The 19890-nt window shown below is 67.8% G+C and carries 18 protein-coding genes and 1 pseudogene; 11 read left to right on the top strand and 8 right to left on the bottom strand.

The genetic code is table 11. The features are described from left to right. Positions 1 to 268 precede the first annotated feature (268 nt). Complete coding sequence (locus tag CFB34_RS20350) at positions 269 to 1060, top strand: IclR family transcriptional regulator (RefSeq protein WP_047850652.1); 792 nt, start codon at positions 269 to 271, stop codon at positions 1058 to 1060. A 112-nt stretch (positions 1061 to 1172) separates the two neighbouring features. Then, positions 1173 to 1583 (top strand): GFA family protein, encoded by a 411-nt coding sequence (locus tag CFB34_RS20345; protein WP_089430670.1) that lies wholly within the window; start codon positions 1173 to 1175, stop codon positions 1581 to 1583. Between the two features lie 203 nt (positions 1584 to 1786). On the opposite strand, the gene CFB34_RS20340 is transcribed toward CFB34_RS20345, so the two are convergent. Next, positions 1787 to 2590 (bottom strand): EAL domain-containing protein, encoded by an 804-nt coding sequence (locus CFB34_RS20340; protein ID WP_089439325.1) that lies wholly within the window; start codon positions 2588 to 2590, stop codon positions 1787 to 1789. Positions 2591 to 2954: 364 nt separating this feature from the next. Between CFB34_RS20340 and CFB34_RS20335 the strand changes: the two genes are divergently transcribed. The 5 genes from CFB34_RS20335 to fahA are packed head-to-tail and all read left to right on the top strand — an operon-like array spanning position 2955 to position 8884. After that, entirely contained in the window at positions 2955 to 4616 is a 1662-nt protein-coding gene (locus CFB34_RS20335) for an FAD-dependent oxidoreductase (protein ID WP_089439326.1), read from the top strand. A gap of 28 nt (positions 4617 to 4644) precedes the next feature. After that, positions 4645 to 4875: a DUF2783 domain-containing protein gene (locus CFB34_RS20330; RefSeq protein ID WP_069247256.1), complete on the top strand. Its 231-nt coding sequence runs from the start codon at positions 4645 to 4647 to the stop codon at positions 4873 to 4875. Beyond that, complete coding sequence (locus CFB34_RS20325; protein WP_089439327.1) at positions 4872 to 6233, top strand: MFS transporter; 1362 nt, start codon at positions 4872 to 4874, stop codon at positions 6231 to 6233. The genes CFB34_RS20330 and CFB34_RS20325 overlap by 4 nt, the downstream gene beginning before the upstream one ends. A gap of 15 nt (positions 6234 to 6248) precedes the next feature. Beyond that, complete coding sequence (gene hmgA, locus CFB34_RS20320; RefSeq protein ID WP_089439328.1) at positions 6249 to 7583, top strand: homogentisate 1,2-dioxygenase; 1335 nt, start codon at positions 6249 to 6251, stop codon at positions 7581 to 7583. Then, entirely contained in the window at positions 7580 to 8884 is a 1305-nt protein-coding gene (gene fahA, locus CFB34_RS20315; RefSeq protein WP_089439329.1) for a fumarylacetoacetase, read from the top strand. The genes hmgA and fahA overlap by 4 nt, the downstream gene beginning before the upstream one ends. Positions 8885 to 9127: 243 nt before the next feature. Here fahA and CFB34_RS20310 read toward each other — a convergent pair whose 3' ends face one another. From CFB34_RS20310 to CFB34_RS20285, 6 genes are all read right to left on the bottom strand, one after another. Next, positions 9128 to 10288, bottom strand: a complete 1161-nt coding sequence (locus CFB34_RS20310; protein WP_089439330.1) for an MFS transporter — start codon at positions 10286 to 10288, stop codon at positions 9128 to 9130. A gap of 93 nt (positions 10289 to 10381) precedes the next feature. Further along, positions 10382 to 11551 carry an MFS transporter gene (locus tag CFB34_RS20305; RefSeq protein WP_089439331.1) on the bottom strand — a complete coding sequence of 390 codons (1170 nt, stop codon included), beginning with the start codon at positions 11549 to 11551 and terminating at the stop codon, positions 10382 to 10384. 232 nt (positions 11552 to 11783) lie between these two features. Then, positions 11784 to 12548, bottom strand: coding sequence for a 5,6-dimethylbenzimidazole synthase (gene bluB, locus CFB34_RS20300; RefSeq protein WP_089439332.1), 765 nt, complete (start codon positions 12546 to 12548; stop codon positions 11784 to 11786). 180 nt (positions 12549 to 12728) lie between these two features. Then, positions 12729 to 13727 carry a 2-hydroxyacid dehydrogenase gene (locus CFB34_RS20295; protein ID WP_011351100.1) on the bottom strand — a complete coding sequence of 333 codons (999 nt, stop codon included), beginning with the start codon at positions 13725 to 13727 and terminating at the stop codon, positions 12729 to 12731. Between the two features lie 30 nt (positions 13728 to 13757). Beyond that, positions 13758 to 14741 carry a LysR family transcriptional regulator gene (locus tag CFB34_RS20290; RefSeq protein ID WP_089439333.1) on the bottom strand — a complete coding sequence of 328 codons (984 nt, stop codon included), beginning with the start codon at positions 14739 to 14741 and terminating at the stop codon, positions 13758 to 13760. Between the two features lie 327 nt (positions 14742 to 15068). Next, on the bottom strand, positions 15069 to 15287 hold the full coding sequence (locus tag CFB34_RS20285; protein WP_143329421.1) for a hypothetical protein: 219 nt from the start codon (positions 15285 to 15287) through the stop codon (positions 15069 to 15071). A gap of 207 nt (positions 15288 to 15494) precedes the next feature. Here CFB34_RS20285 and CFB34_RS20280 point away from each other — a divergent pair, with 207 nt between their 5' ends. Beyond that, positions 15495 to 16706: an alanine--glyoxylate aminotransferase family protein gene (locus tag CFB34_RS20280; RefSeq protein ID WP_039361540.1), complete on the top strand. Its 1212-nt coding sequence runs from the start codon at positions 15495 to 15497 to the stop codon at positions 16704 to 16706. Positions 16707 to 16735: 29 nt separating this feature from the next. On the opposite strand, the gene CFB34_RS20275 is transcribed toward CFB34_RS20280, so the two are convergent. Next, on the bottom strand, positions 16736 to 17671 hold the full coding sequence (locus tag CFB34_RS20275) for an AraC family transcriptional regulator (protein ID WP_089439334.1): 936 nt from the start codon (positions 17669 to 17671) through the stop codon (positions 16736 to 16738). A gap of 135 nt (positions 17672 to 17806) precedes the next feature. Between CFB34_RS20275 and CFB34_RS20270 the strand changes: the two genes are divergently transcribed. The 3 genes and pseudogenes from CFB34_RS20270 to CFB34_RS20260 all read left to right on the top strand — a co-directional run. Beyond that, positions 17807 to 18697: an EamA family transporter gene (locus tag CFB34_RS20270; protein ID WP_089439335.1), complete on the top strand. Its 891-nt coding sequence runs from the start codon at positions 17807 to 17809 to the stop codon at positions 18695 to 18697. A 121-nt stretch (positions 18698 to 18818) separates the two neighbouring features. Next, positions 18819 to 19472 carry a hypothetical protein gene (locus tag CFB34_RS20265; protein ID WP_242808729.1) on the top strand — a complete coding sequence of 218 codons (654 nt, stop codon included), beginning with the start codon at positions 18819 to 18821 and terminating at the stop codon, positions 19470 to 19472. Continuing rightward, a pseudogene (locus CFB34_RS20260) lies at positions 19473 to 19874 on the top strand (RES family NAD+ phosphorylase); the annotation flags it as partial. It abuts the gene before it with no gap. Positions 19875 to 19890: the final 16 nt, after the last annotated feature.

The raw sequence follows: 19890 nt of genomic DNA, 5'->3' as shown, positions 1-19890 counted from the left end.
TTGGGTCCCATGCTTTGCAGTCGACCCGAGTTGGCGCTTCAGCACTTCCCCGGGTCCCATGCTTCGCGGTCGACCCGAGTTGGCACTTCAGCACTTCCCCGGATCCCATGCTTTGCGGTCGACCCGAGTTAGCACTCCAGCGCTTCCCCGGGTCCCACGCTTTACGGTCGGTCCCTGATTCAGCCGGGTTTATTGCCTGAGAGTTTGCTTGACGGAAGTTCCGCTGTGCGGAACAATGTTTTGCAAATCGACTTCAGTGTAGCACCAGATGACACTTTCAACCATCGACGAAACCACGATCGACGAACGCAAGTTCGTCGTCGCGCTTGCGCGCGGGCTCGACCTGCTGCGCGCATTCCGACCCGGGGAGACGATGCTCGGCAACCGCGACTTCGCGGAGCGCACGGGGCTGCCGAAGGCGACGGTGAACCGGCTCGCCTACACGCTGACCGTGCTCGGCTACCTGCGTTACGACGAGACGCTCGGAAAGTATGCGCTCGACGCCGGCGTGCTGTCGCTCGGCTACGCGCTGCTGTCGGGCTCGGGCACGATCGACCTCGCACGGCCGCACATGCAGGCGCTCGCGCGCGACATCGGCGCGGCCGTGTCGCTCGGCTGCCGCGATGGGCTCGACATGATCTACCTGGAGACGATCCGCAGCGAGACCGCACTGACGCTCGGGCTCGCGCCCGGTTCGCGGCTGTCGATGCTGACGAGCTCGATGGGGCGCGCGTACCTGGCCGTGCAGCCGGAAGACGTGCGCCGCGCGCTTTATGCGGAGCTGCATCGTGCGGCCGGCGGCGCGGCCGACGCCGATGCGCTCGTCGCTGCCGCGCAGCAGGCAGTGGCCGAGTTCTCGGCGGGGGGCTGCTGCTATTCGTTCCGGGCGTGGCACATGGACGTCAACGCAGCGGCCGTGCCGTTTCGCGAGCCGCGCGAAGGGCGCTGGCTGATCCTGAGTTGCAGCGGCCCCGCCTCGTCGATGGACGAGGACGTGTTCCGTACGCAGGTCGGGCCGAAGCTGAAGGCGCTCGCGCAGCGACTTGGGCAGACGGCCTGAGCGAGGGGCGCTGGTACGGCCGGCAGCGTACGAGCACGACACCGCCGCCGGTTGTGCCACGAACGAACCGCGCGCATGATCGTTCGCCAGCTCACCGACGAAGAGGCTTGCCATGTCTCACGCAGAATCGATGGAAGGCGGATGCGCATGTGGCGCGATCCGGTACCGGATCACCCATGTCCCGGCCGACGCCGGTTTTTGCCACTGCCGGCTCTGTCAGCGCACGACCGGCGCGGCAGTCGTCGCGTCGGCATCGGTGCCGATCGACGCGTTCGAATACCTGCAAGGCGAGCCGACGGTGTATGCGTCGAGCGCGTGGGGCGAGCGGCGCTTCTGCGGCCGTTGCGGCGCGCAGCTCGAATACCGTCTCAGTGATGCACCCAGGACGGTCGAGATCAATTACGCGACGCTCGACGAGCCGTCGCGGCTTCGTCCGGCCTGGCATGTCTGGTATGGGGATCGCTTTCCGGGCATCGAGATCGACGACGATCTGCCCAAGTACGATGACGGTGGAAGGGCGTAAGCGGTAGGTCACCGTCGACATCGGTTGTGCCGGAAACGAAGCGCGCGTTCCCGCGAAGCCGGTCTTTCCACGAGGCCGGCAACCGCCCGCCGGATCTCGGACGACGGGGCAAGCCAGACGGCGCGACTCCCCCGTTACATCACCTGCATTCAACTGTCGGCACGCGACGCCCCGCGTGTGCGAACCCCCTCATCCACCGAGGCTCAGGCCGTCACGACCTTCGCGAACACGGGCCCCTGCATGAACCGCACGTCGTACTGGCGCAGCAGCTCGCACTGCGTTTCGTCGACGACGCCGTCGAAGATCAGCGGAATCCGCACGCGCTGCGCATACGCGACGAGCGCCTTGACCATCCCGTCGCGCAACGCGATGCCCGCATCCATCTTGATGTAGTCCGGGCGCGCCATCTCCGATTCGACCGCGAGGATCCGGCCCGGGTCCGGCAGCTTGTCCGCGACCTTGAAGCCGTGATGCTGATAGCTGCGCGTCAGGTAGCCGAGGAAGGTCTTGTGCGCGACCGCGACCGCCGGCAGCTCGATCACGATCCGCTCGGTCGGCAGCCCGAAGCGCTGCAGCACCGACGAGAAATGCTTGCCGTGGTCGTACTTCACGCTTTTCAGCAGCCGTTCGTGCACGCGCAGGAACAGCAGCCCGTGGCGCTGTGCGCCAAAGAAATTGATGGCATGCAGTGCGCGCGACAGGCGGTCGATCGCGACGAGCGTCTGAACGTCGACGGCCGAGTCGACCGGATCGTGCGGCGCGCCCGTGACGACCGTCACGGCCTGGAAGCCGAGCTCGTCGCCGTAGCGCTCGATCGCGTCGGCGAACGACGTCGATTGCGGCGCACCGGGCATCGTCACGTCGTAGATCGGTTCGTAGGCGCTGCCGAGCGTGCGCTCGGGCAGGTTCGCGCTTGCGGTGCCGCCATCGGCGAGCGCGAGGTGATCCCGCAGATACGGCAGTTGCCCGGCACGGGCGACCAGCTCGGGAATGGTGGGCGGAATCATCGGCGTAAGAAGGAAAAACGGCGGCCGAACGGGCCGCCTCGTAGCTTGATATTAGCAGCGCCGGCCAAGCTCGGCTTGGCGTTTCGCTCATATGGTTATCCCGTCCTCGACGCTTCGCCTAGGGTTTACAATGATTTCACTATTCGTAATTGGTTTTACTATTCGTAAATCCAAGATTTGTCGCCGATCAAGAAATGCGGCATGCGGGCGCCGCGAAACGGCGCCGTTCACGAATCAACAGGAAGCAAGGAGCGAGACGTGGCGGTTGACAGGAATGGCACGCGGGAGAGCGGCGCGGCGCGCCGGCAGGCGACGGGCGGGATGACGGGCGTGCCGGCCCGCGCCCGGCAGGGTTGAGGAGCGGATGGCGACCATGAGCATCGATTACCAGACGCTGAAGTTCGAATACCGCCCGCGTGCGCAGGACACGACCGTGCACCCGGTGATCGTCGTCGGTGCGGGCCCGGTGGGCCTTGCGGCCGCGATCGACCTCGCGCAGCAGGGCGTGAGCGTCGTGCTGCTCGACGACGACGACACGCTGTCGACCGGCTCGCGCGCGATCTGCTTCGCGAAGCGCACGCTCGAGATCTTCGACCGGCTCGGCTGCGGCGAGCGCTTCGTCGACAAGGGCGTGAGCTGGCACGTCGGCAAGGTGTTCCTGCAGGACGAGCAGCTGTACGCGTTCGACCTGCTGCCCGAGGAAGGGCATGCGCGCCCCGCGTTCATCAACCTGCAGCAGTACTACGTCGAAGGCTACCTGGCCGACCGCGCGTTCGAGCTGCCGAACATCGACATCCGCTGGAAGCACAAGGTCACGGGCATCGACCAGTCGGCCGAACACGCGGTGCTGACGATCGAAACGCCGGAAGGCGTCGCGACGCTGCGCGCGCAGTACGTGATCGCGGCCGACGGCTCGCGCAGCCCGATGCGCACGATGATGGGCCTCGAAAGCCACGGCCGCACGTTCAAGGACCGTTTCCTGATCGCCGACGTGAAGATGAAGGCGGAGTTTCCGACCGAGCGCTGGTTCTGGTTCGACCCGCCGTTTCACCCGAATCAGTCGGTGCTGCTGCATCGACAGCCCGACAACGTGTGGCGCATCGACTTCCAGCTCGGCTGGGATGCCGACCCCGTCGCCGAGAAGCAGCCGGAGCGCGTGATCCCGCGCGTGCGCGCGCTGCTCGGGCCGGACGTCGAGTTCGAGCTCGAATGGGTGAGCGTCTATACGTTCCGCTGCCAGCGGATGGACACGTTCCGGCACGGCCGCGTGCTGTTCGCGGGCGATTCCGCGCACGGCGTGTCGCCGTTCGGCGCGCGCGGCGCGAACAGCGGCGTGCAGGATGCCGACAACCTCGCGTGGAAGCTGAAGCTCGTGCTCGACGGCCGCTCGGCCGACAGCCTGCTCGATACGTATGCGAGCGAGCGTGAATTCGCAGCCGACGAGAACATCCGCAACTCGACGCGCTCGACCGACTTCATCACGCCGAAGAGCCCGGTGTCGCGCGTGTTCCGCGATGCGACGCTGAAGCTTGCGCGCGACTGCGAATTCGCGCGCAAGCTCGTGAACAGCGGCCGCCTGTCGGTGCCGGCGGTGCTCGCCGATTCGCCGCTGAACACGCCGGACCGCAACGGCGACGCCTTCACGGGCGCGATGCGGCCGGGCGCGGCGGCGGCCGATGCGCCGGTGCGTACGCAGGGCGCGGCGGGCTGGCTGCTGCAGCATCTGGGCAGCGGCTTCACCGGTGTGCTGTTCGGGTTGCCGGGCGATGCGCCCGCGCTCGCGCAGGCGCTCGACGGCCTCGCGCTGCCGGTGCGGCCCGTGCTCGTCGTGCCGGCCGGGCACGCGCAGCCGGTCGCGGGTGTCGTCGTCGTGGAGGACGTCGACGGCCTCGCCGCGCAACGCTACGACGCGACGCCCGGCACGTTCTACCTGCTGCGTCCCGACCAGCACGTGTGCGCGCGGTCGCGCACGCTCGACCGTCAGGCGCTGGCCGACGCACTGGCGCGCGCGACCTGCGCACGCTGAAAACGATAAAGACACCGGAGACTCCGTCATGCCCCCACTCGACACCCGCCCGCGCCTGGCTGACCCTGACGCGTTCTACGAAGCGCTGATCGACATGCATCGCGACCTGTCCGACGCCGACAGCCAGCTCGTCAACGCGAAGCTGATCCTGCTGCTCGCGAACCAGATCGGCGACGCCGACGTGCTGCGCGAAGCAATGGCGCTCGCGCGCCAGGGCGTGACGCCGCCCGTGCATCCGGCCGCCGAGGTGACGCAATGAGCGCGGCGCCGGCCGACGCGCGCGTGCTCGAAGTCGAGCGCGTGATCGACGACACCCATCGCCCGGGCTTCCACTGGATGCTGCTCGTGTTGTGCGGGCTGTGCCTCGTGATCGACGGGTTCGATGCGCAGGCGATGGGCTACGTCGCACCGAGCGTGATCGCCGAATGGGGTGTGCCGAAGCAGGCGCTGGGGCCCGTGTTCAGCGCGAGCCTGTTCGGGATGCTGCTCGGCGCGCTCGGGCTGTCGGTGCTGGCCGACCGGATCGGGCGGCGCCCGGTGCTGATCGGCTCGACGTTGTTCTTCGCGGTGACGATGCTCGCGACGCCGTTCGCAGGTTCGATCCCGGTGCTGATGGCGCTGCGCTTCGTCACGGGCCTCGGCCTCGGCTGCATCATGCCGAACGCGATGGCGCTGGTCGGCGAGTTCAGCCCGGCCGCGCATCGCGTGAAGCGGATGATGATCGTGTCGTGCGGCTTCACGCTCGGCGCGGCGCTCGGCGGCTTCATCAGCGCCGCGTTGATTCCGGCGCTCGGCTGGCGGTCGGTGTTCTTCGTCGGCGGCGCGGTGCCGCTCGTGCTGACGATCGCGATGGTCGCGCGGCTGCCGGAGTCGCTGCAGTTCCTGGTGCTGAAAGGGCGCGTCCCGCAGGCACGCGAGTGGCTCGCGCATTTCGCGCCGCAGGCCGGCATCGATGCGAACACGCGGCTCGTCGTGCGCGAGCGCGCCGCGACCGGTGCGCCGGTCGCCGAACTGTTCAGCCACGGCCGCCTGCCGGTCACGCTGCTGCTGTGGGCGATCAGCTTCATGAACCTGATCGATCTGTACTTCCTGTCGAACTGGCTGCCGACCGTGATGCGCGACGCGGGCTATTCGCCGGGCACGGCGGTGATCGTCGGCACGGTGCTGCAGACGGGCGGCGTGATCGGCACGCTGTCGCTCGGCTGGTTCATCGAACGCTACGGCTTCGTGCGCGTGCTGTTCGCCTGCTTCGCGTGCGCGGCCGTGTCGGTGGGGCTGATCGGCTCGGTCGCGCATGCGCTGCCGTGGCTGCTGGTGGTGGTGTTCGCAGGCGGGTTCTGCGTGGTCGGCGGGCAGCCGGCCGTGAACGCGCTCGCGGGCCAGTATTACCCGACGTCGCTGCGCTCGACGGGCATCGGCTGGAGCCTCGGCATCGGCCGGATCGGCTCGGTGCTCGGGCCGCTCGTCGGCGGACAACTGATTGCGCTCAACTGGTCGAACGGTGCGCTGTTCCATGCGGCAGCGGTGCCCGTGCTGTGCTCGGCGCTGTTCGTCCTCGGGCTTGCCGGTGTGACGCGGCGAAGCGGTGCGCAGGCGCCGAACGCCGCGATGAATTGAGGGAGAAAGGAAACGATGACGCTTGACCTGTCGAAACCGGCAACCGCCGGCTACCAGAGCGGTTTCGCGAACGAATTCGCGACCGAGGCACTGCCCGGCGCGCTGCCGCACGGCCGCAACTCGCCGCAGCGCGCGCCGTACGGGTTGTATGCGGAGCAGCTGTCGGGCACGGCGTTCACCGCGCCGCGCGGCCACAACCGCCGCTCGTGGCTGTACCGCATCCGCCCGGCGGCCGTGCACCGGCCGTTCGAGCCGTACGCGGGGCCGCAGCGGCTCGTGTCGGAGTTCGGCGATTCGGCCGACGTGCCGCCGACACCGCCGAACCAGCTGCGCTGGGATCCGCTGCCGATGCCGGCCGAGCCGACCGATTTCGTCGACGGCCTCGTGACGATGGCCGGCAACGGTTCGGCCGCCGCGATGAACGGCTGCGCGATCCACCTGTACGCGGCGAACCGCTCGATGCAGGACCGCTTCTTCTACAGCGCGGACGGCGAACTGCTGATCGTGCCGCAGCAGGGGCGCCTGTTCATCGCGACCGAATTCGGCCGCGTCGACGTCGAGCCGTTCGAGATCGCGGTGATCCCGCGCGGCGTGCGTTTTGCCGTCACGCTGCCGGACGGCGACGCGCGCGGCTACATCTGCGAAAACTTCGGCGCGCAACTGCGCCTGCCGGATCTCGGCCCGATCGGCTCGAACGGTCTCGCGAACCCGCGCGACTTCCTGACGCCGCAAGCCGCGTATGAAGACCGCGAGGGCGCGTTCGAGCTGATCGCGAAGCTGAACGGCCGGCTGTGGCGCGCGGACATCGGCCATTCGCCGCTCGACGTCGTCGCGTGGCACGGCAACTACGCGCCCTACAAGTACGACCTGCGCCTGTTCAATACGATCGGCTCGATCAGCTACGACCATCCCGATCCGTCGATCTTCCTGGTGCTGCAGTCGCAGAGCGACACGCCGGGCGTCGACACGATCGACTTCGTGATCTTCCCGCCGCGCTGGCTCGCGGCCGAGGATACGTTCCGCCCGCCCTGGTTCCACCGCAACGTCGCGAGCGAATTCATGGGGCTCGTGCACGGCGCTTATGACGCGAAGGCCGAAGGCTTCGTGCCGGGCGGCGCGAGCCTGCACAACTGCATGTCGGGCCACGGGCCCGACGCGGACACGTTCGAGAAGGCATCGGCGAGCGACACGACGAAGCCGCACAAGGTCGACGCGACGATGGCGTTCATGTTCGAAACCCGCACGCTGATCCGGCCGACGCGCTACGCGCTCGACACCGCGCAGCTGCAGGCCGACTACTTCGAATGCTGGCAAGGCATCAAGAAACACTTCAACCCGGAGCAACGATGAGCGATACCCAAGACTGGCGCGCGACGCTCGACCCGGCCCGCAAGAGCTGGGTCGAGACGGCGAACGACGCCGCCTGCGATTTCCCGATCCAGAACCTGCCGTTCGGGATCTTCAGCGATGCGAAGCAAGCGTCGCGCCGTGCGGGCGTGGCGCTCGGCGACCAGATCGTCGATCTCGCGGCGCTTGCGCGCGCGGGCCTCGTGACGCTGCCGGCCGGCGCCGACGTGTTCGCCGCGCCGACGCTCAATGCATTCATCGCGCTCGGCCGTGACGCATGGCGTAGCGTGCGCGTGCAGCTGTGCGATCTGTTTTCGCGCGACAACGCGCGGTTGCGCGACGATACGGCGCTGCGCGCACAGGCGCTCGTCGCGCAGCGCGACGCGACGCTGCATCTGCCGGTCGACATTCCCGGCTATACCGATTTCTATTCGTCGAAGGAGCATGCGACCAACGTCGGCTCGATGTTCCGTGATCCGAAGAATGCGCTGCTGCCGAACTGGTCGGAGATGCCGATCGGCTACAACGGCCGAGCGTCGTCGGTAGTCGTGAGCGGCACGCCGGTGCGGCGCCCGAACGGGCAACTGAAGTTGCCCGACCAGGAGCGCCCGGTGTTCGGCGCGTGCCGCAAGCTCGACATCGAACTGGAGACGGGTTTCATCGTCGGGAAGGGCAATGCGCTCGGCGAGCCGATCGCGTGCGAGGACGCGGAAGCGCATATCTTCGGGATGGTGCTGCTGAACGACTGGAGCGCGCGCGACATCCAGCAGTGGGAATACGTGCCGCTCGGGCCGTTCAATTCGAAGGGCTTCGCGACGACGATCTCGCCATGGATCGTCACGCTCGACGCGCTCGAACCATTCCGTGTCGCGCAGCCGGAGCAGTCGCCGCAGCCGCTTGCGTATCTGCAGCACGCGGGCAAGCACGGGTTCGACATCGCGCTGGAAGTGACGCTGCGCGCGGAAGGGGCGGCCGAAGCCACGTCGATCTGCCGCACGAACTTCAAGCACATGTACTGGACGATGGCGCAGCAGCTCGCGCATCACACGGTCGCGGGCTGCAACACGCGCGTGGGTGACCTGATGGGTTCGGGCACGATCAGCGGGCCGACGAAGGATTCGTTCGGCAGCCTGCTCGAACTGACGTGGAACGGCAAGGAGCCGGTCGCGCTGAACGGTGGCGGCAGCCGCGCGTTCATCGAGGACGGCGACGAGCTGACGCTCGCCGGCTGGTGTCAGGGTGACGGTTATCGGGTAGGCTTCGGCACGTGTGCGGGGAAGATCTTGCCGGCGCGCGGTGCGTGACGGATCGCAGCGCGAAACGTCACGCGTAGGTCACGTGTCGATCGCGCGTAGTCCGGAAGGACAGGGCGGCCCGCATTGCGCGGGCCGTTTTCGTTTACCGCGGGAGGGACGCGAGCGGGCTGACGCGTATCGGTGCATGATGCTGCGCGCCAACGCCAACGCCAACGCCAACGCCAACGCCAACGCCAACGCCAACGCCAACGCCAACGCCAACGCCAACGCCAACGCCAACGCCAATCTGCATCAGACCGCGCGCTGCAGCGCGACGCGGCGCTCCCACAGCGCGGCCGCGACGAACGCCGCGACGCAGACGACCAGCACGCCGACCAGCGCGTGGCTGCCCAGTTGTTCCATCAGCGCGCCGGCGACCAACGGGCCGCCGAAGCTCGCGGCGCTCCACGACGCCGACACCAGCGAGCTTGCGGTGACGAGCGCCGCACCGCGAAAGCGTTCACCGCACGCGACGAGCGACAGCGTGTAGATGCTGCCGGCCGCCGCGCCGAGCACGAACAGCAACGGCCAGCACAGCCACGGATTGGCGATCACGAACGGCAGCAGCGGCAGGCCGGCGAGCACGATCCAGCCTGCGCCGAGGTGCACGCGTTCGCGGCCGAGCTTGTCCGCGAGCCAGCCGATCGGGAACTGCATCGCGGTATCGCCGAACAGCATGATCGACGCGAGCAGCACGGCGGTGGCGCTCGCGACGCCGTGATCCATCGCGTAGAGCGGCAGCAGCGACAGCGCGAGCGTATCGAACAGCGCGAAGAAGCCGGTGCCGATGATCAACGCGGGCATGCGCGGCAGGATGTCGAGCCAGCAGCCGTGCGCTTCGTGATGCGCGTCGTCGCCGGCGAGCGGCGCGCGCCGGATCGTCGCGAGCGTCGGCAGCGCGAGCAGGAACAGCGCGCCGCACAGCGCGAAGCGGATGCTCGTCGCACCGGCGATCTGGCTTACGAGCACGGGGCCCGCCATCTGGAACAGCGTGAAATTGGTCGCGTAGATCGCGACGACGCGGCCGCGCGTCGAATCGTCGGCGAGCTGGTTGACCCACGCCTCGCCGATCGTGAACAGCAGCATCAGCGCGGCGCCGCACAGCACGCGCAGCGCGCCCCACAGGATCAGGTTCGACGTGAACTGCATCAGCGCGGTGGCCGCCGCGAGCAACACGACCGACACGACGATCGCGCGGCGCGAGCCGATGTGCCGTGCAAGCGCGGTGACGAACGGGACGATCGCGAGGCCGCCGAGCGCCTGCGCGGCCGTCAACATGCCGACGACGTTGGTGCCGTGTCCGGCTTCGGTCAGCGCGAGTGCGGTGAGCGGCAGCGTGGCGCCGGTGCCGAGACCGACGACCGCGACGCTCAGGATGAGTGCGAGGAAATCGCGATTAAGAATGGCTTTCATCGGCGGGGATGCTACACCGCGGATCTTGAAAGGTCCATGAAGGCCATCAGCTTTGAGTGGAGTTGTGCCCGCAACGATTTCAGCAGGGTTGCGTCACACGTACTCGGTCGGCACGGCCACCGGCCGACGTTCGAGCGACGCCGACCACAGCGTGAGCGCGAGCGCCGCGACGGCCATCGCGACGCCGACCCACGGCAGGTTCACGAGCGACACGCCGGAGCCGATCGCCATCCCGCCGAGCCATGCGCCGGTCGCGTTGCCGAGGTTGAACGCACCCTGGTTCAGCGTCGACGCGAGGTTCGGCGCGTCGCTGGCGCGGTCGACGATCAGGATCTGCAGCGGCGGCACGATCGCGAACGCGAGGATACCCCACACGAAGATCGTCGCGAGCGCGGCGAACGGCAGGTGCATCGTGCCCGCGAACAGCGCGAGGACCACGCCGATCAGCGCGAGCGTCGCGATCAGCGACGGCATCCGGCGCCAGTCGGCGAGCTTGCCGCCGAGCGTTCCGCCGACCGTCAGCCCGAGGCCGAACAACAGCAGCACGTAGGTGACCTGGCGCGGCGAGAAGCCGGTCACGTCCTCGAGGATCGGCGTGATGTACGTGAACACGCTGAACAGGCTGGCCGACGCGAGCACGCTGATGCCGAGCACCATCAGCACCTGTGGATGCTTCAGCACGCTGAATTCGCGCGTGATGCTGGTGTCGGGCATCGCAAGATGCTTCGGCAGGCAGACGGCGAGCGCGGCGGCCGCGGCGATGCCGATGCCGGTGACGGCCCAGAACGTCGCGCGCCAGCCGTATGCCTGGCCGAGCGCGGTGCCGAGCGGCACGCCGAGCACGTTCGCGAGCGTGAGGCCGGTGAACATCAGCGCGATCGCCTGCGCGCGACGGTTCGGCGCGACGAGGTTGCTCGCGACCACCGAGCCGATCCCGAAGAACGCGCCGTGGCAGAACGCGGTGACGACGCGCGCGGCCATCAGCACCGCATAGCCCGGGGCGATCGCGCAGAACAGGTTGCCCGCGATGAACAGCCCGATCAGGCCCATCAGCGCGCGCTTGCGCGGCATCTTCGCGGTGACGATCGCGAGGATCGGCGCACCGATCGTCACGCCGAGCGCATAGCCCGACACGAGCATGCCGGCGGCCGGGATCGACACGCCGAGATCGCGCGCGACATTGGGCAGCAGCCCCATGATCACGAACTCGGTGGTACCGATTCCAAATGCGGCGACGGCGAGGGCGAAAAGAGGTAAGGGCATCGCGGAGGGCTCGGGAAAAGCCGCCGCTCGGGCGGGCGCAGGATGCGCGGGACGGGCGGACGGTAAGGCGAACGACAGCCGCGATTCTACTTCAGTGAAAACCCCTATGCTTGGGGCCAAAACGGTTGTTGCCGGCGTGCGACGGGATTGCCCGCGTGACGCTCACAGTGTGGGATTCGGCGGGGTTGGCGGCGGTGAAATTGCGGGGCGGAACGATGACCGCGGGGGCTCGTCAGGCGATGCGTTCGGGGGAGTCGTCGACGCTTTCGGTTGATGCGCTTGCCAGGTCGGTGCCCGTTTCCGTTGCCGCGTCCGCTACGTCGGCGGGCGACGAAGGCGACCCTGCGGCATCGATCGCGGGCGGATCGTCCCAGCCGTTTTCGAACAGGCACGCTTCGATCGGCATCCGCGCGGCCCAACGCTCCTGCTCGAGCATCGGCTTCGCATAGAACGCGTCGACGTGCCCGACGCACAGCACGGCGATCGGCTTCGCGCCGTCGGGCATGCGCAGCAGCGTGCGCAGCGCATCGACGTCGAACAGCGATACCCAGCCCATCCCGAGCCCTTCGGCGCGGGCCGCGAGCCACATGTTCTGGATCGCGCAAGCCGCGGACGCGAGATCCATCTCCGGCAGCGTGCGACGGCCGAACACGTGGCGCTCGCGACCGTCGGCGAGCGCGACGACCAGCAGCTCGCCGCATTCGCGTACGCCTTCGACCTTGAGCCGCATGAATTCGTCCTGGCGCTCGCCGAGCGCGTCGGCTGTCGCACGGCGCTCGGCCTCGACCAGTGCGTGGATCGCGGTGCGCAGCGCCGGATCGGTGATGCGGATGAAGCGCCACGGCTGCATGAAGCCGACGCTCGGTGCGTGATGCGCCGCGCGCAGCAGGCGCGCGAGCACGGCGGGATCGACGGGTGCCGGCGTGAAATGGCGCATGTCGCGCCGTTCGAAAATGGCGCGGTAGACGGCGGCGATGTCGGAGTCGTCGAAACGCATGGACGGGAGGAGGCGGGATAACGTCGGCGCAACGATAGCAGACGGCGCACGCGCCGCGTTACATCATTTGAAACAAAGCACGAAATTGTTGACGCAAAAGGTCGTGTTTTCAGCGGCGAGCAAAAGCAAACGATTGCGATATCGCTTGCCGCCATGAAATGAGCCGGATTCGTCGATTTCTCAGCGATTCGCGGTCACGACGTTCTGCGGCGTGCCGGCATGCCATGCCTCGATGTTCAACAGCGTGGTGTGCGCGATCTCGGCGAGCGCCTCGCGCGTGAAGAATGCCTGGTGGGACGTGACGATCACGTTCGGGAACGTCAGCAGCCGCGCGAGCACGTCGTCCTGCAGCGGCAGGTCGGAGTGATCCTCGAAGAAGAGCCCGCTTTCCTCTTCGTACACGTCGAGCCCGAGATGGCCGAGCTGGCCGCTCTTGAGCGCGTCGACCAGCGCCTGCGCGTCGACGAGGCCGCCGCGCCCGGTGTTGATCAGCATCGCGCCGTGCTTCATCCGCGCGAGCGTCCGTTCGTTGATCAGATGGTGCGTCGACGGCAGCAACGGGCAGTGCAGGCTGACGATGTCGGCGTGGTGCAGCAATTCGTCGAGCGCGACATAGCGCGCGCCGAACGCGATCAGTTCGTCGTTGTACGGCGGCACCGAATGCGCGAGCACATGCATCCCGAAGCCCATCATGATCTTCGCGAACACGCTGCCGATGATGCCGGTGCCGATCACGCCGACGGTCTTGCCGTGCAGGTCGAAGCCGAGCAGGCCGTTCAGCGAGAAGTCGCCTTCGCGGGTGCGCGCGACGGCGCGCGGCAGGCGGCGGTTGAGGGCGAGGATCAGCGCGACCGCGTGCTCGGCAACCGCGTGCGGTGAATAGGCGGGCACGCGCACGACCGTGATGCCGAGCCGCTCGGCGGCCGCCAGGTCGACGTGGTTGAAGCCCGCCGAGCGCAGCGCGATCAGGCGCGTGCCGCCGTCCGCCAGCCGTTCGAGGACGGCCGCGTCGACGGTGTCGTTGACGAACGGGCAGACGACGTCATAACCATGCGCGAGGATCGCGGTTTCCGCGTCGAGGTGCGACGGCTGGAAGTGCAGCCGATAGCCGAACTGCCGGTTGGCGGCAGCAAACGAATCGTCGTCGTACTGCCGGCTGCTGAACAGGATCACGCGCACGCTGCACCTCCGAAGGCTGACGCGCGCAGTTTACTGCAGCCCCGTGACGATGTCGGAGCGGTCGGACCCGCGCGACGGCCGCAGGAAGCCGTAATCGGTGTGTTCGCGGGCCGGCTGCGCGCTGAAGTGATCGAGCGCGTGCTCGACGAAACTGCGCGTGCGGGCCGGCACGTACTGGCGGTTCGGGTAGACGAGCGACAACTGCGTGTCGGGATCGTCGATCCGGTAGCCGGCCATGAGCCGCACGAGCGCGCCGCTGGCGAGCGCGCTGGCGACGCACGGCTCGGGCAGCACCGCGATGCCCGCACCGGCCACGGCGGCCGCGTGGACGAGCGCGAGCTGGTTGACCGTGCAGGCCGGACGCACCGTGACGGAATGCGCGACGCCGTCGTGGCCGACCAGTTGCCACGCGGGCGCATGCTGGTGCGGTGCGAGCGTGACCCAGTCGTGGCCCGGCAGGTCGTCGGGCAGCCGCGGCTCGCCGCGTCGCTCGAGATAGGCCGGCGCCGCGACCGCAACGAACGGATTCGGTGAAAGGGCGTGGCCGATCAGCGTCGGGTTGCCGTCGAGCCGGTTGCCCGTGACGATGCCGACGTCGTACCCGGAATCGAGCACGTCGAGCGGCCCCTCTGCGACGGTCAGCTGCACGCGCAACTCGGGGTAGCGGCGCCGGAAGCTGCTGACGAGCGGCGTCAGCGCAAGCGGCGACAGCAGGCCCGACGCGACGACGCGCAGCGTGCCGGCCGGTTCGCGCACGGCATGCGCGACGGACGACTCGAGGTGATCGAATTCCTCGAGCAGCGCCCGGCAGCCGTCGAGGTAGCGTACGCCGGCCTCGGTGAGCGACAGGTTCCGCGTGGTGCGGTGGATCAGCCGGGTGTTCAGGTGGCCCTCGAGCATCGCGATCGAACGCGTGACGAGTGCATTGGACACGCCGAGATGGTGCGCCGCGCGCCGGAAGCTCTGTTGCTCGGCGACGCAGACGAATACACGCATGGTCTGAATCTGGTTCATGGCTTGCGTATTTTTGGCCCGGTTGATTGATTATGGTTGTGGTTTTGCGCTGCGCGACCTCGAAAGCGCCTCGCGCGGCCCTCGGTTTTCCATCGTATCGAAAAATCGTTTTCTTCGATTCCGCAGATGATTGTTCAATACCGCGCGATATCCGTCAACCTGAGAAAAGCGGCGGGTTGCGGAAAATCGAAATCGGGAGTAACGCGTTAAACGCAGTGCTGTCTGGCATGCCTGCCGTTCAAAGGCGGCGCGATATTGGGCGCGCATGTTGGGTGCGAATATTGTCTATTTAATTCAAAGGGTTGAGAGATATTTTTGTGAGTTTGTTCAGGTGTTGCCGGGAAGCGCGCCCCAATTCATGCTGCAATAATGGATGTTTTCGATGGTGCGAGGGTTTTGCGTATCGGATTCCCCGAGATGATTTTCATCACGGATCGGGTCTATTTCAATCGATACGGAAGTCGCACTGAAGCGGAGAAATCGACAGGGCACGGTGTTATTGACGAAGAAAATCGTGCGCTTGACGCGCGCGTGGAACCGTTTCACACCGTTGCCGGCAATCCTTTTTCAATCCGGATGACCGGCGTGCGACCCGCGCACGGCTGGCTGGCCCGGTTCGGCGACCGGGCCACCATCGCGCTGTGCGGCCGCGCGTGCCTCTTGCGCGAGGCGGCGGAACGCGGAATGATCGATCAGTCCGCCCTGCAGCGCGGCGGGCGTCCGTGCACTTCCTTTCCTCACCTTTTGCCAGCCATGTCCATCGATTACTCGCCGATTCCCTGTCCCGTCGTCGTGCCGCTTGACGCGATCCTGCCCGAAGAACCGCTGCTGATGATGGGGGCCGGCCCGGTCCCGATTCCGGCCGCCGTCGCGAAGGCGAACACGGTCGTGATCAACCACCTCGGCGCGACGATGGCGAAGATCATCGAGCAGGTGAAGGAAATGGCGCGCTACGTGTTCCAGACCCGCACGAAGTGGGTGCTCGGCGTCGCGGGCCCCGGTTCGGCCGCGATGGAAATGGCGATCTCGAACCTCGCGTGGCGCGGCACGCGCGTGCTGTCGATCCGCAACGGCTTCTTCAGCGCGCGGATGGCCGAGATGGCCACGCGCGTCGGCGCCGACGTCGCGACGCTCGAAGTGGCCGACCGCGCGGTCGCCAGCCTCGACGAGATCGCGGACGCAATCGCGCGCGAGCGGCCCGAGATCGTCACGATCGTGCAGGGCGAGACGTCGAACACTGTATGGAATCGCGACCTGCGCGACATCGCGGCGCTCGCGAAGGCGGCCGGCGCGCTGGTCGTGGTCGACGCGGTGTGCACGCTGTCGACGATGCCGCTCGAGATGGACGCGTGGGGCATCGACGCGGTGATCACCGGCGGCCAGAAGGGGTTGTCGTCGATCCCGGGCGTGTCGCTGATCGCGTTCTCCGACGCCGCATGGGAGCGGATGAAGACTCGCCCCGAGCCGAACGCGCACTGGTGTCTCGACATGGCGCTCGCGGAGAACTTCTGGCACAACGCCGGCTATCACTACACGGCGCCCGTGTCCGGCGTGCTCGCGCTGCACGAGGCGCTGCGGCTCGTCTGCGCGGAGACGCTCGAAAGCCGCTTCGCGCGCCACCTGCGCTGCTCGCTCGCGCTGCAGGCGGGCGTCGAGTCGATGGGGCTCAAGCTCTACGCGCCGAAGGACTGCCGGCTCAATTCAGTGGTCGGCATCGAGACGCCGGAAGGGCTCACGCCCGGAATGGTCTGCGGCCATATCTCGAAGCAGTACCAGGTCGAGATCTCGGGCTCGTTCGGCTTGCCGATCGTACGGATCGGGCAGATGGGCGAGCAGTGCCGCGAACACAACCTGTTCCGCACGCTGCATGCATTCGGCCGCACGATGGTCGACCTGAAGGTGCCGGTCGACCTGCCGGCCGGTGTCGCGGCGCTCGAACAGGAACTGTCGCGGCGCGGCGCGTAGGCGGGGAAACGGGAAAAAGGGGCCCGCGCTCAGCGGCCCTGCATCGCGCGCCGGTACGTATTCGGCGTCGTGCCGTGTGCGTCGCGAAAGCGATGGCTGAAGTGGCCGGCGTTCGCATAGCCGCAGTCGGCCGCGATCTGCGCGAGCGGCAGCGCCGTCGTGCGCAGCAGCTCGCGTGCCCGCGCGAGGCGCTGTTCGGCCACCCACGCGTGCGGCGCGCGGCCGAACGACAGCCGGAACATCCGCGAGAAGTGGTATTCGGATAGCGCAGCGACATCGGCGAGTTCGCCGAGCGTCAGCGGTTGCGTCAGGTACGTGTCGATGTAGTCGCGCACGCGGCGGCGCACGGCCGGTGCGAGCCCGCCGCGGAACGACGTGTCGGTGCGGGTCGTGCTCTGCCCGCGCAGCAGCAGGCTCAGCACCTCGTGCGCGGTCTCGTTCACGCGCAGCCGTTCGTCGGCATCGTCCCAGCCGTCCAGCGCGAGCGAGCGCAGCAGCGCGGCGACGCGCGCATCCTCGAAATAAGTGCGGTCGGCGAGCTTCAGCTCGCGCGGCTCGCGGTCGAGTTCGCGGATCGCGCGCTGCGTGAAGTGTTCGGGCAGGAAATACAGGTGGATGAAGTGCATCTCGCCGCGCACCCACCAGCGCGATTCATGGTCGCCCGGCAGCGCGCACAGCAGGCTCGGCGCGCCGTAGCGCGGCACGCGCTGGCGTTCGGTCCGGTAACCGCCGTCGAGGTAGCACGACAGCGTGTGGTGGCCCGGCTGCTCGTAGACCGTCTCGCTTTCGTCGGTGATCCGCGTCCATTCGGCGATCGCCAGGTGATCGCCGAGCCACGCGAAGCGCTCGAGCGTCGCGTTCGCGTCCGCGAGCGTGCGGCAGACCGACTGCAGGCCGAACGGCAGATCGCCGCCAGCCAGGGCGGTGGGATGGTCGACGGGGGGCGCGGAAAGGGAGAGGCTCATGATGGCCCGAGTATAAGCGGGCGCGCGGCGCCGCGTGCGGCGGCCCGAAAAAGACCGCAATTCCGGACAATCGGTGCGCGCCGGGCGGCGGCATAGTCGGGATCCGTTTCACCTGCTTTCTGGATCGTTGTCGCCATGAACCTGTCGCTTTATTTCGTCACCGTGCTGATCTGGGGCACCACCTGGATCGCGATCAAATGGCAGCTCGGCGCCGTGCCGCCGCCCGTGTCGATCGCCTGGCGCTTCTGGCTCGCGGCCGCCGTGCTGTTCGCGTTGTTGCGCGTGATGCGCCGGCCGGTGCGCCCGCCGCGCGAAGCGTGGCGCTTTCTCCTCGCGCAGGGCTTTGCGCTGTTCTGCCTGAACTTCCTGTGCTTCTACTATGCGGAGCAGGTCGTGCCGAGCGGCCTCGTCGCGGTGATCTTCTCGACCGCGCCGCTGCTGAACTCGATCAACGGCCGGCTGTTCATGGGCCGTCCGCTGCGGCCATCGGCGATCGCCGGTGCGCTGCTCGGGCTGGCCGGCATCGCGTGCCTGTTCTGGCAGCAGATGGCCGGCCATCTCGACGACCACGCGACGTGGACGGGGCTCGCGATCGCGTTCGCGGGCACGATGTGTTTCTCGATCGGCAACCTGCTGTCGAGCCGGATGCAGTCGATGGGGCTGCACCCGCTCGCGACCAACGGCTGGGCGATGCTGATTGGCGCGGCGATCCTGACCGTCGGCAGCATGGTGGCCGGGATGCCGTTCACGCTCGACACGAGCCCGCGTTATCTCGGCGCGCTCGTCTACCTCGCCGTGCCCGGTTCGGTGATCGGCTTTACCGCTTATCTGACCCTCGTCGGCCGGATCGGGCCGGAGCGCGCCGCGTACTGCACGGTGCTGTTCCCGATCGTCGCGCTGGCCGTGTCGACGGTGTTCGAGGGCTACCAGTGGTCGCCGCTCGCGGTGGTCGGGCTGCTGCTGGTGGTGGCCGGCAACCTGGTCGCGTTCGACCTGACGCGGCGGTTGTTTTTGCGGGCGGCGTGAGACGTTCGGGGCTGCGCGAACGCACGATCGAGGAACGTGGCGCACGGTCGATTCGGTTGACACGGTTGACTTGGTTTCGAGTCGGGGCTACGCTTGATCATTCCGGTCGTGACGGGAGGTGATGATGATTGCGCGGGCTCATACGCTGGAAGGGACGGCCGTCGTTCTTGACGTCGAGACGGAGGAAGCGCTGCGCAGCGCTGTCGGCGCGGCGACCATGCTCGGCCCGGATCGCGCGCGGGCGCTGCTCAGCCTGTCTGACGAGCAATTGGGGCACCTGTTCAAGGTCGGCATCGCGCAGGTCATCGATCTGGCTGGCACGATCACGTTCGGCATCGCTGCGGCCGCGACGCGCGACAGGAAGCCGACCGCCGGGAAGAAGCGGGCGGCGGGCGTCGTCGCCGATCCGGAGCGGCAGGTGCAGGCGGAACGGCGCATGCTGGTCGCCGACGGCAAGCTGCTGCCTGCCGCGCAGACATGGGTCGGCCTCGGCATGACGCGGCAGGCGCTCAGCAAGGCCGTGGCGTCCGGCCGGATCTTCACGGTCGATGTCGGCGCCGCACAGTACTACCCGGCCTTCTACCTGGCGGGGGACATCGATCGCAAGACGTTGGGCAAGGTGACCCAATGTCTGGGCGGTTTGCCGGGATGGAGCAAATGGCAGTTCTTCACGACGCCGAAGGCGTCCCTGGGCAACGTTACGCCACTCGTCGCGCTGTCGCGCGGGAAGGTGGATGAAGTCGAGCGTGCCGCCACGGCGTTCGCCGAGCGCTAGGTGGTGCGTTTGCTGACGGCGCCGGGGGAACATTTCGTGAGCGCAACGCTGGTGACTCGCGACGTTGCGCCGACGGCGCTGGTGCGTATCTCGCGATATGCGACCGGCGAGCCTTACTTCGGGAAATCGGGCGGCAATCGCTTCGACGATCCGCGCAAGCGGCGGCGGTACGGCACGAGCTATTTCGGCTTCGATCTGCATTGCGCATTCGCCGAGACGGTGCTGCACGACGAAGTCGCCGATCTGGTGCTGGGCGGTTTTCCGCTCGTGACGACCGAACTCGATCGCTACGTTCTTTCATTTGACGGCGTGCCGCTGACCGTCGCCGTCCTGCACGGCTTGCCGCTGAAGAATCTCGGTGGTGACGGTGCGTTGTCGACCATCGCACCGTACGACGTTCCGCAACAGTGGTCGCTTG

The organism is Burkholderia sp. HI4860 (genome assembly GCF_002223045.2).
Lineage (GTDB): Bacteria > Pseudomonadota > Gammaproteobacteria > Burkholderiales > Burkholderiaceae > Burkholderia.
This window is presented reverse-complemented; position numbering and strand designations above follow the sequence as displayed.

Bases quoted from the DNA above. Each gene is read 5' to 3' on its own strand.
- CFB34_RS20330 (WP_069247256.1), top strand. From the start codon at position 4,645: ATGCCCCCACTCGACACCCGCCCGCGCCTGGCTGACCCTGACGCGTTC.
- CFB34_RS20275 (WP_089439334.1), bottom strand. From the start codon at position 17,671: ATGAGCCTCTCCCTTTCCGCGCCCCCCGTCGACCATCCCACCGCCCTG.
- CFB34_RS20305 (WP_089439331.1), bottom strand. From the start codon at position 11,551: ATGCCCTTACCTCTTTTCGCCCTCGCCGTCGCCGCATTTGGAATCGGT.
- CFB34_RS20265 (WP_242808729.1), top strand. From the start codon at position 18,819: ATGATGATTGCGCGGGCTCATACGCTGGAAGGGACGGCCGTCGTTCTT.
- fahA (WP_089439329.1), top strand. From the start codon at position 7,580: ATGAGCGATACCCAAGACTGGCGCGCGACGCTCGACCCGGCCCGCAAG.
- CFB34_RS20290 (WP_089439333.1), bottom strand. From the start codon at position 14,741: ATGAACCAGATTCAGACCATGCGTGTATTCGTCTGCGTCGCCGAGCAA.
- CFB34_RS20325 (WP_089439327.1), top strand. From the start codon at position 4,872: ATGAGCGCGGCGCCGGCCGACGCGCGCGTGCTCGAAGTCGAGCGCGTG.
- CFB34_RS20340 (WP_089439325.1), bottom strand. From the start codon at position 2,590: ATGATTCCGCCCACCATTCCCGAGCTGGTCGCCCGTGCCGGGCAACTG.
- CFB34_RS20345 (WP_089430670.1), top strand. From the start codon at position 1,173: ATGTCTCACGCAGAATCGATGGAAGGCGGATGCGCATGTGGCGCGATC.
- CFB34_RS20280 (WP_039361540.1), top strand. From the start codon at position 15,495: ATGTCCATCGATTACTCGCCGATTCCCTGTCCCGTCGTCGTGCCGCTT.
- CFB34_RS20335 (WP_089439326.1), top strand. From the start codon at position 2,955: ATGGCGACCATGAGCATCGATTACCAGACGCTGAAGTTCGAATACCGC.
- bluB (WP_089439332.1), bottom strand. From the start codon at position 12,548: ATGCGTTTCGACGACTCCGACATCGCCGCCGTCTACCGCGCCATTTTC.
- CFB34_RS20350 (WP_047850652.1), top strand. From the start codon at position 269: ATGACACTTTCAACCATCGACGAAACCACGATCGACGAACGCAAGTTC.
- CFB34_RS20270 (WP_089439335.1), top strand. From the start codon at position 17,807: ATGAACCTGTCGCTTTATTTCGTCACCGTGCTGATCTGGGGCACCACC.
- CFB34_RS20310 (WP_089439330.1), bottom strand. From the start codon at position 10,288: ATGAAAGCCATTCTTAATCGCGATTTCCTCGCACTCATCCTGAGCGTC.
- hmgA (WP_089439328.1), top strand. From the start codon at position 6,249: ATGACGCTTGACCTGTCGAAACCGGCAACCGCCGGCTACCAGAGCGGT.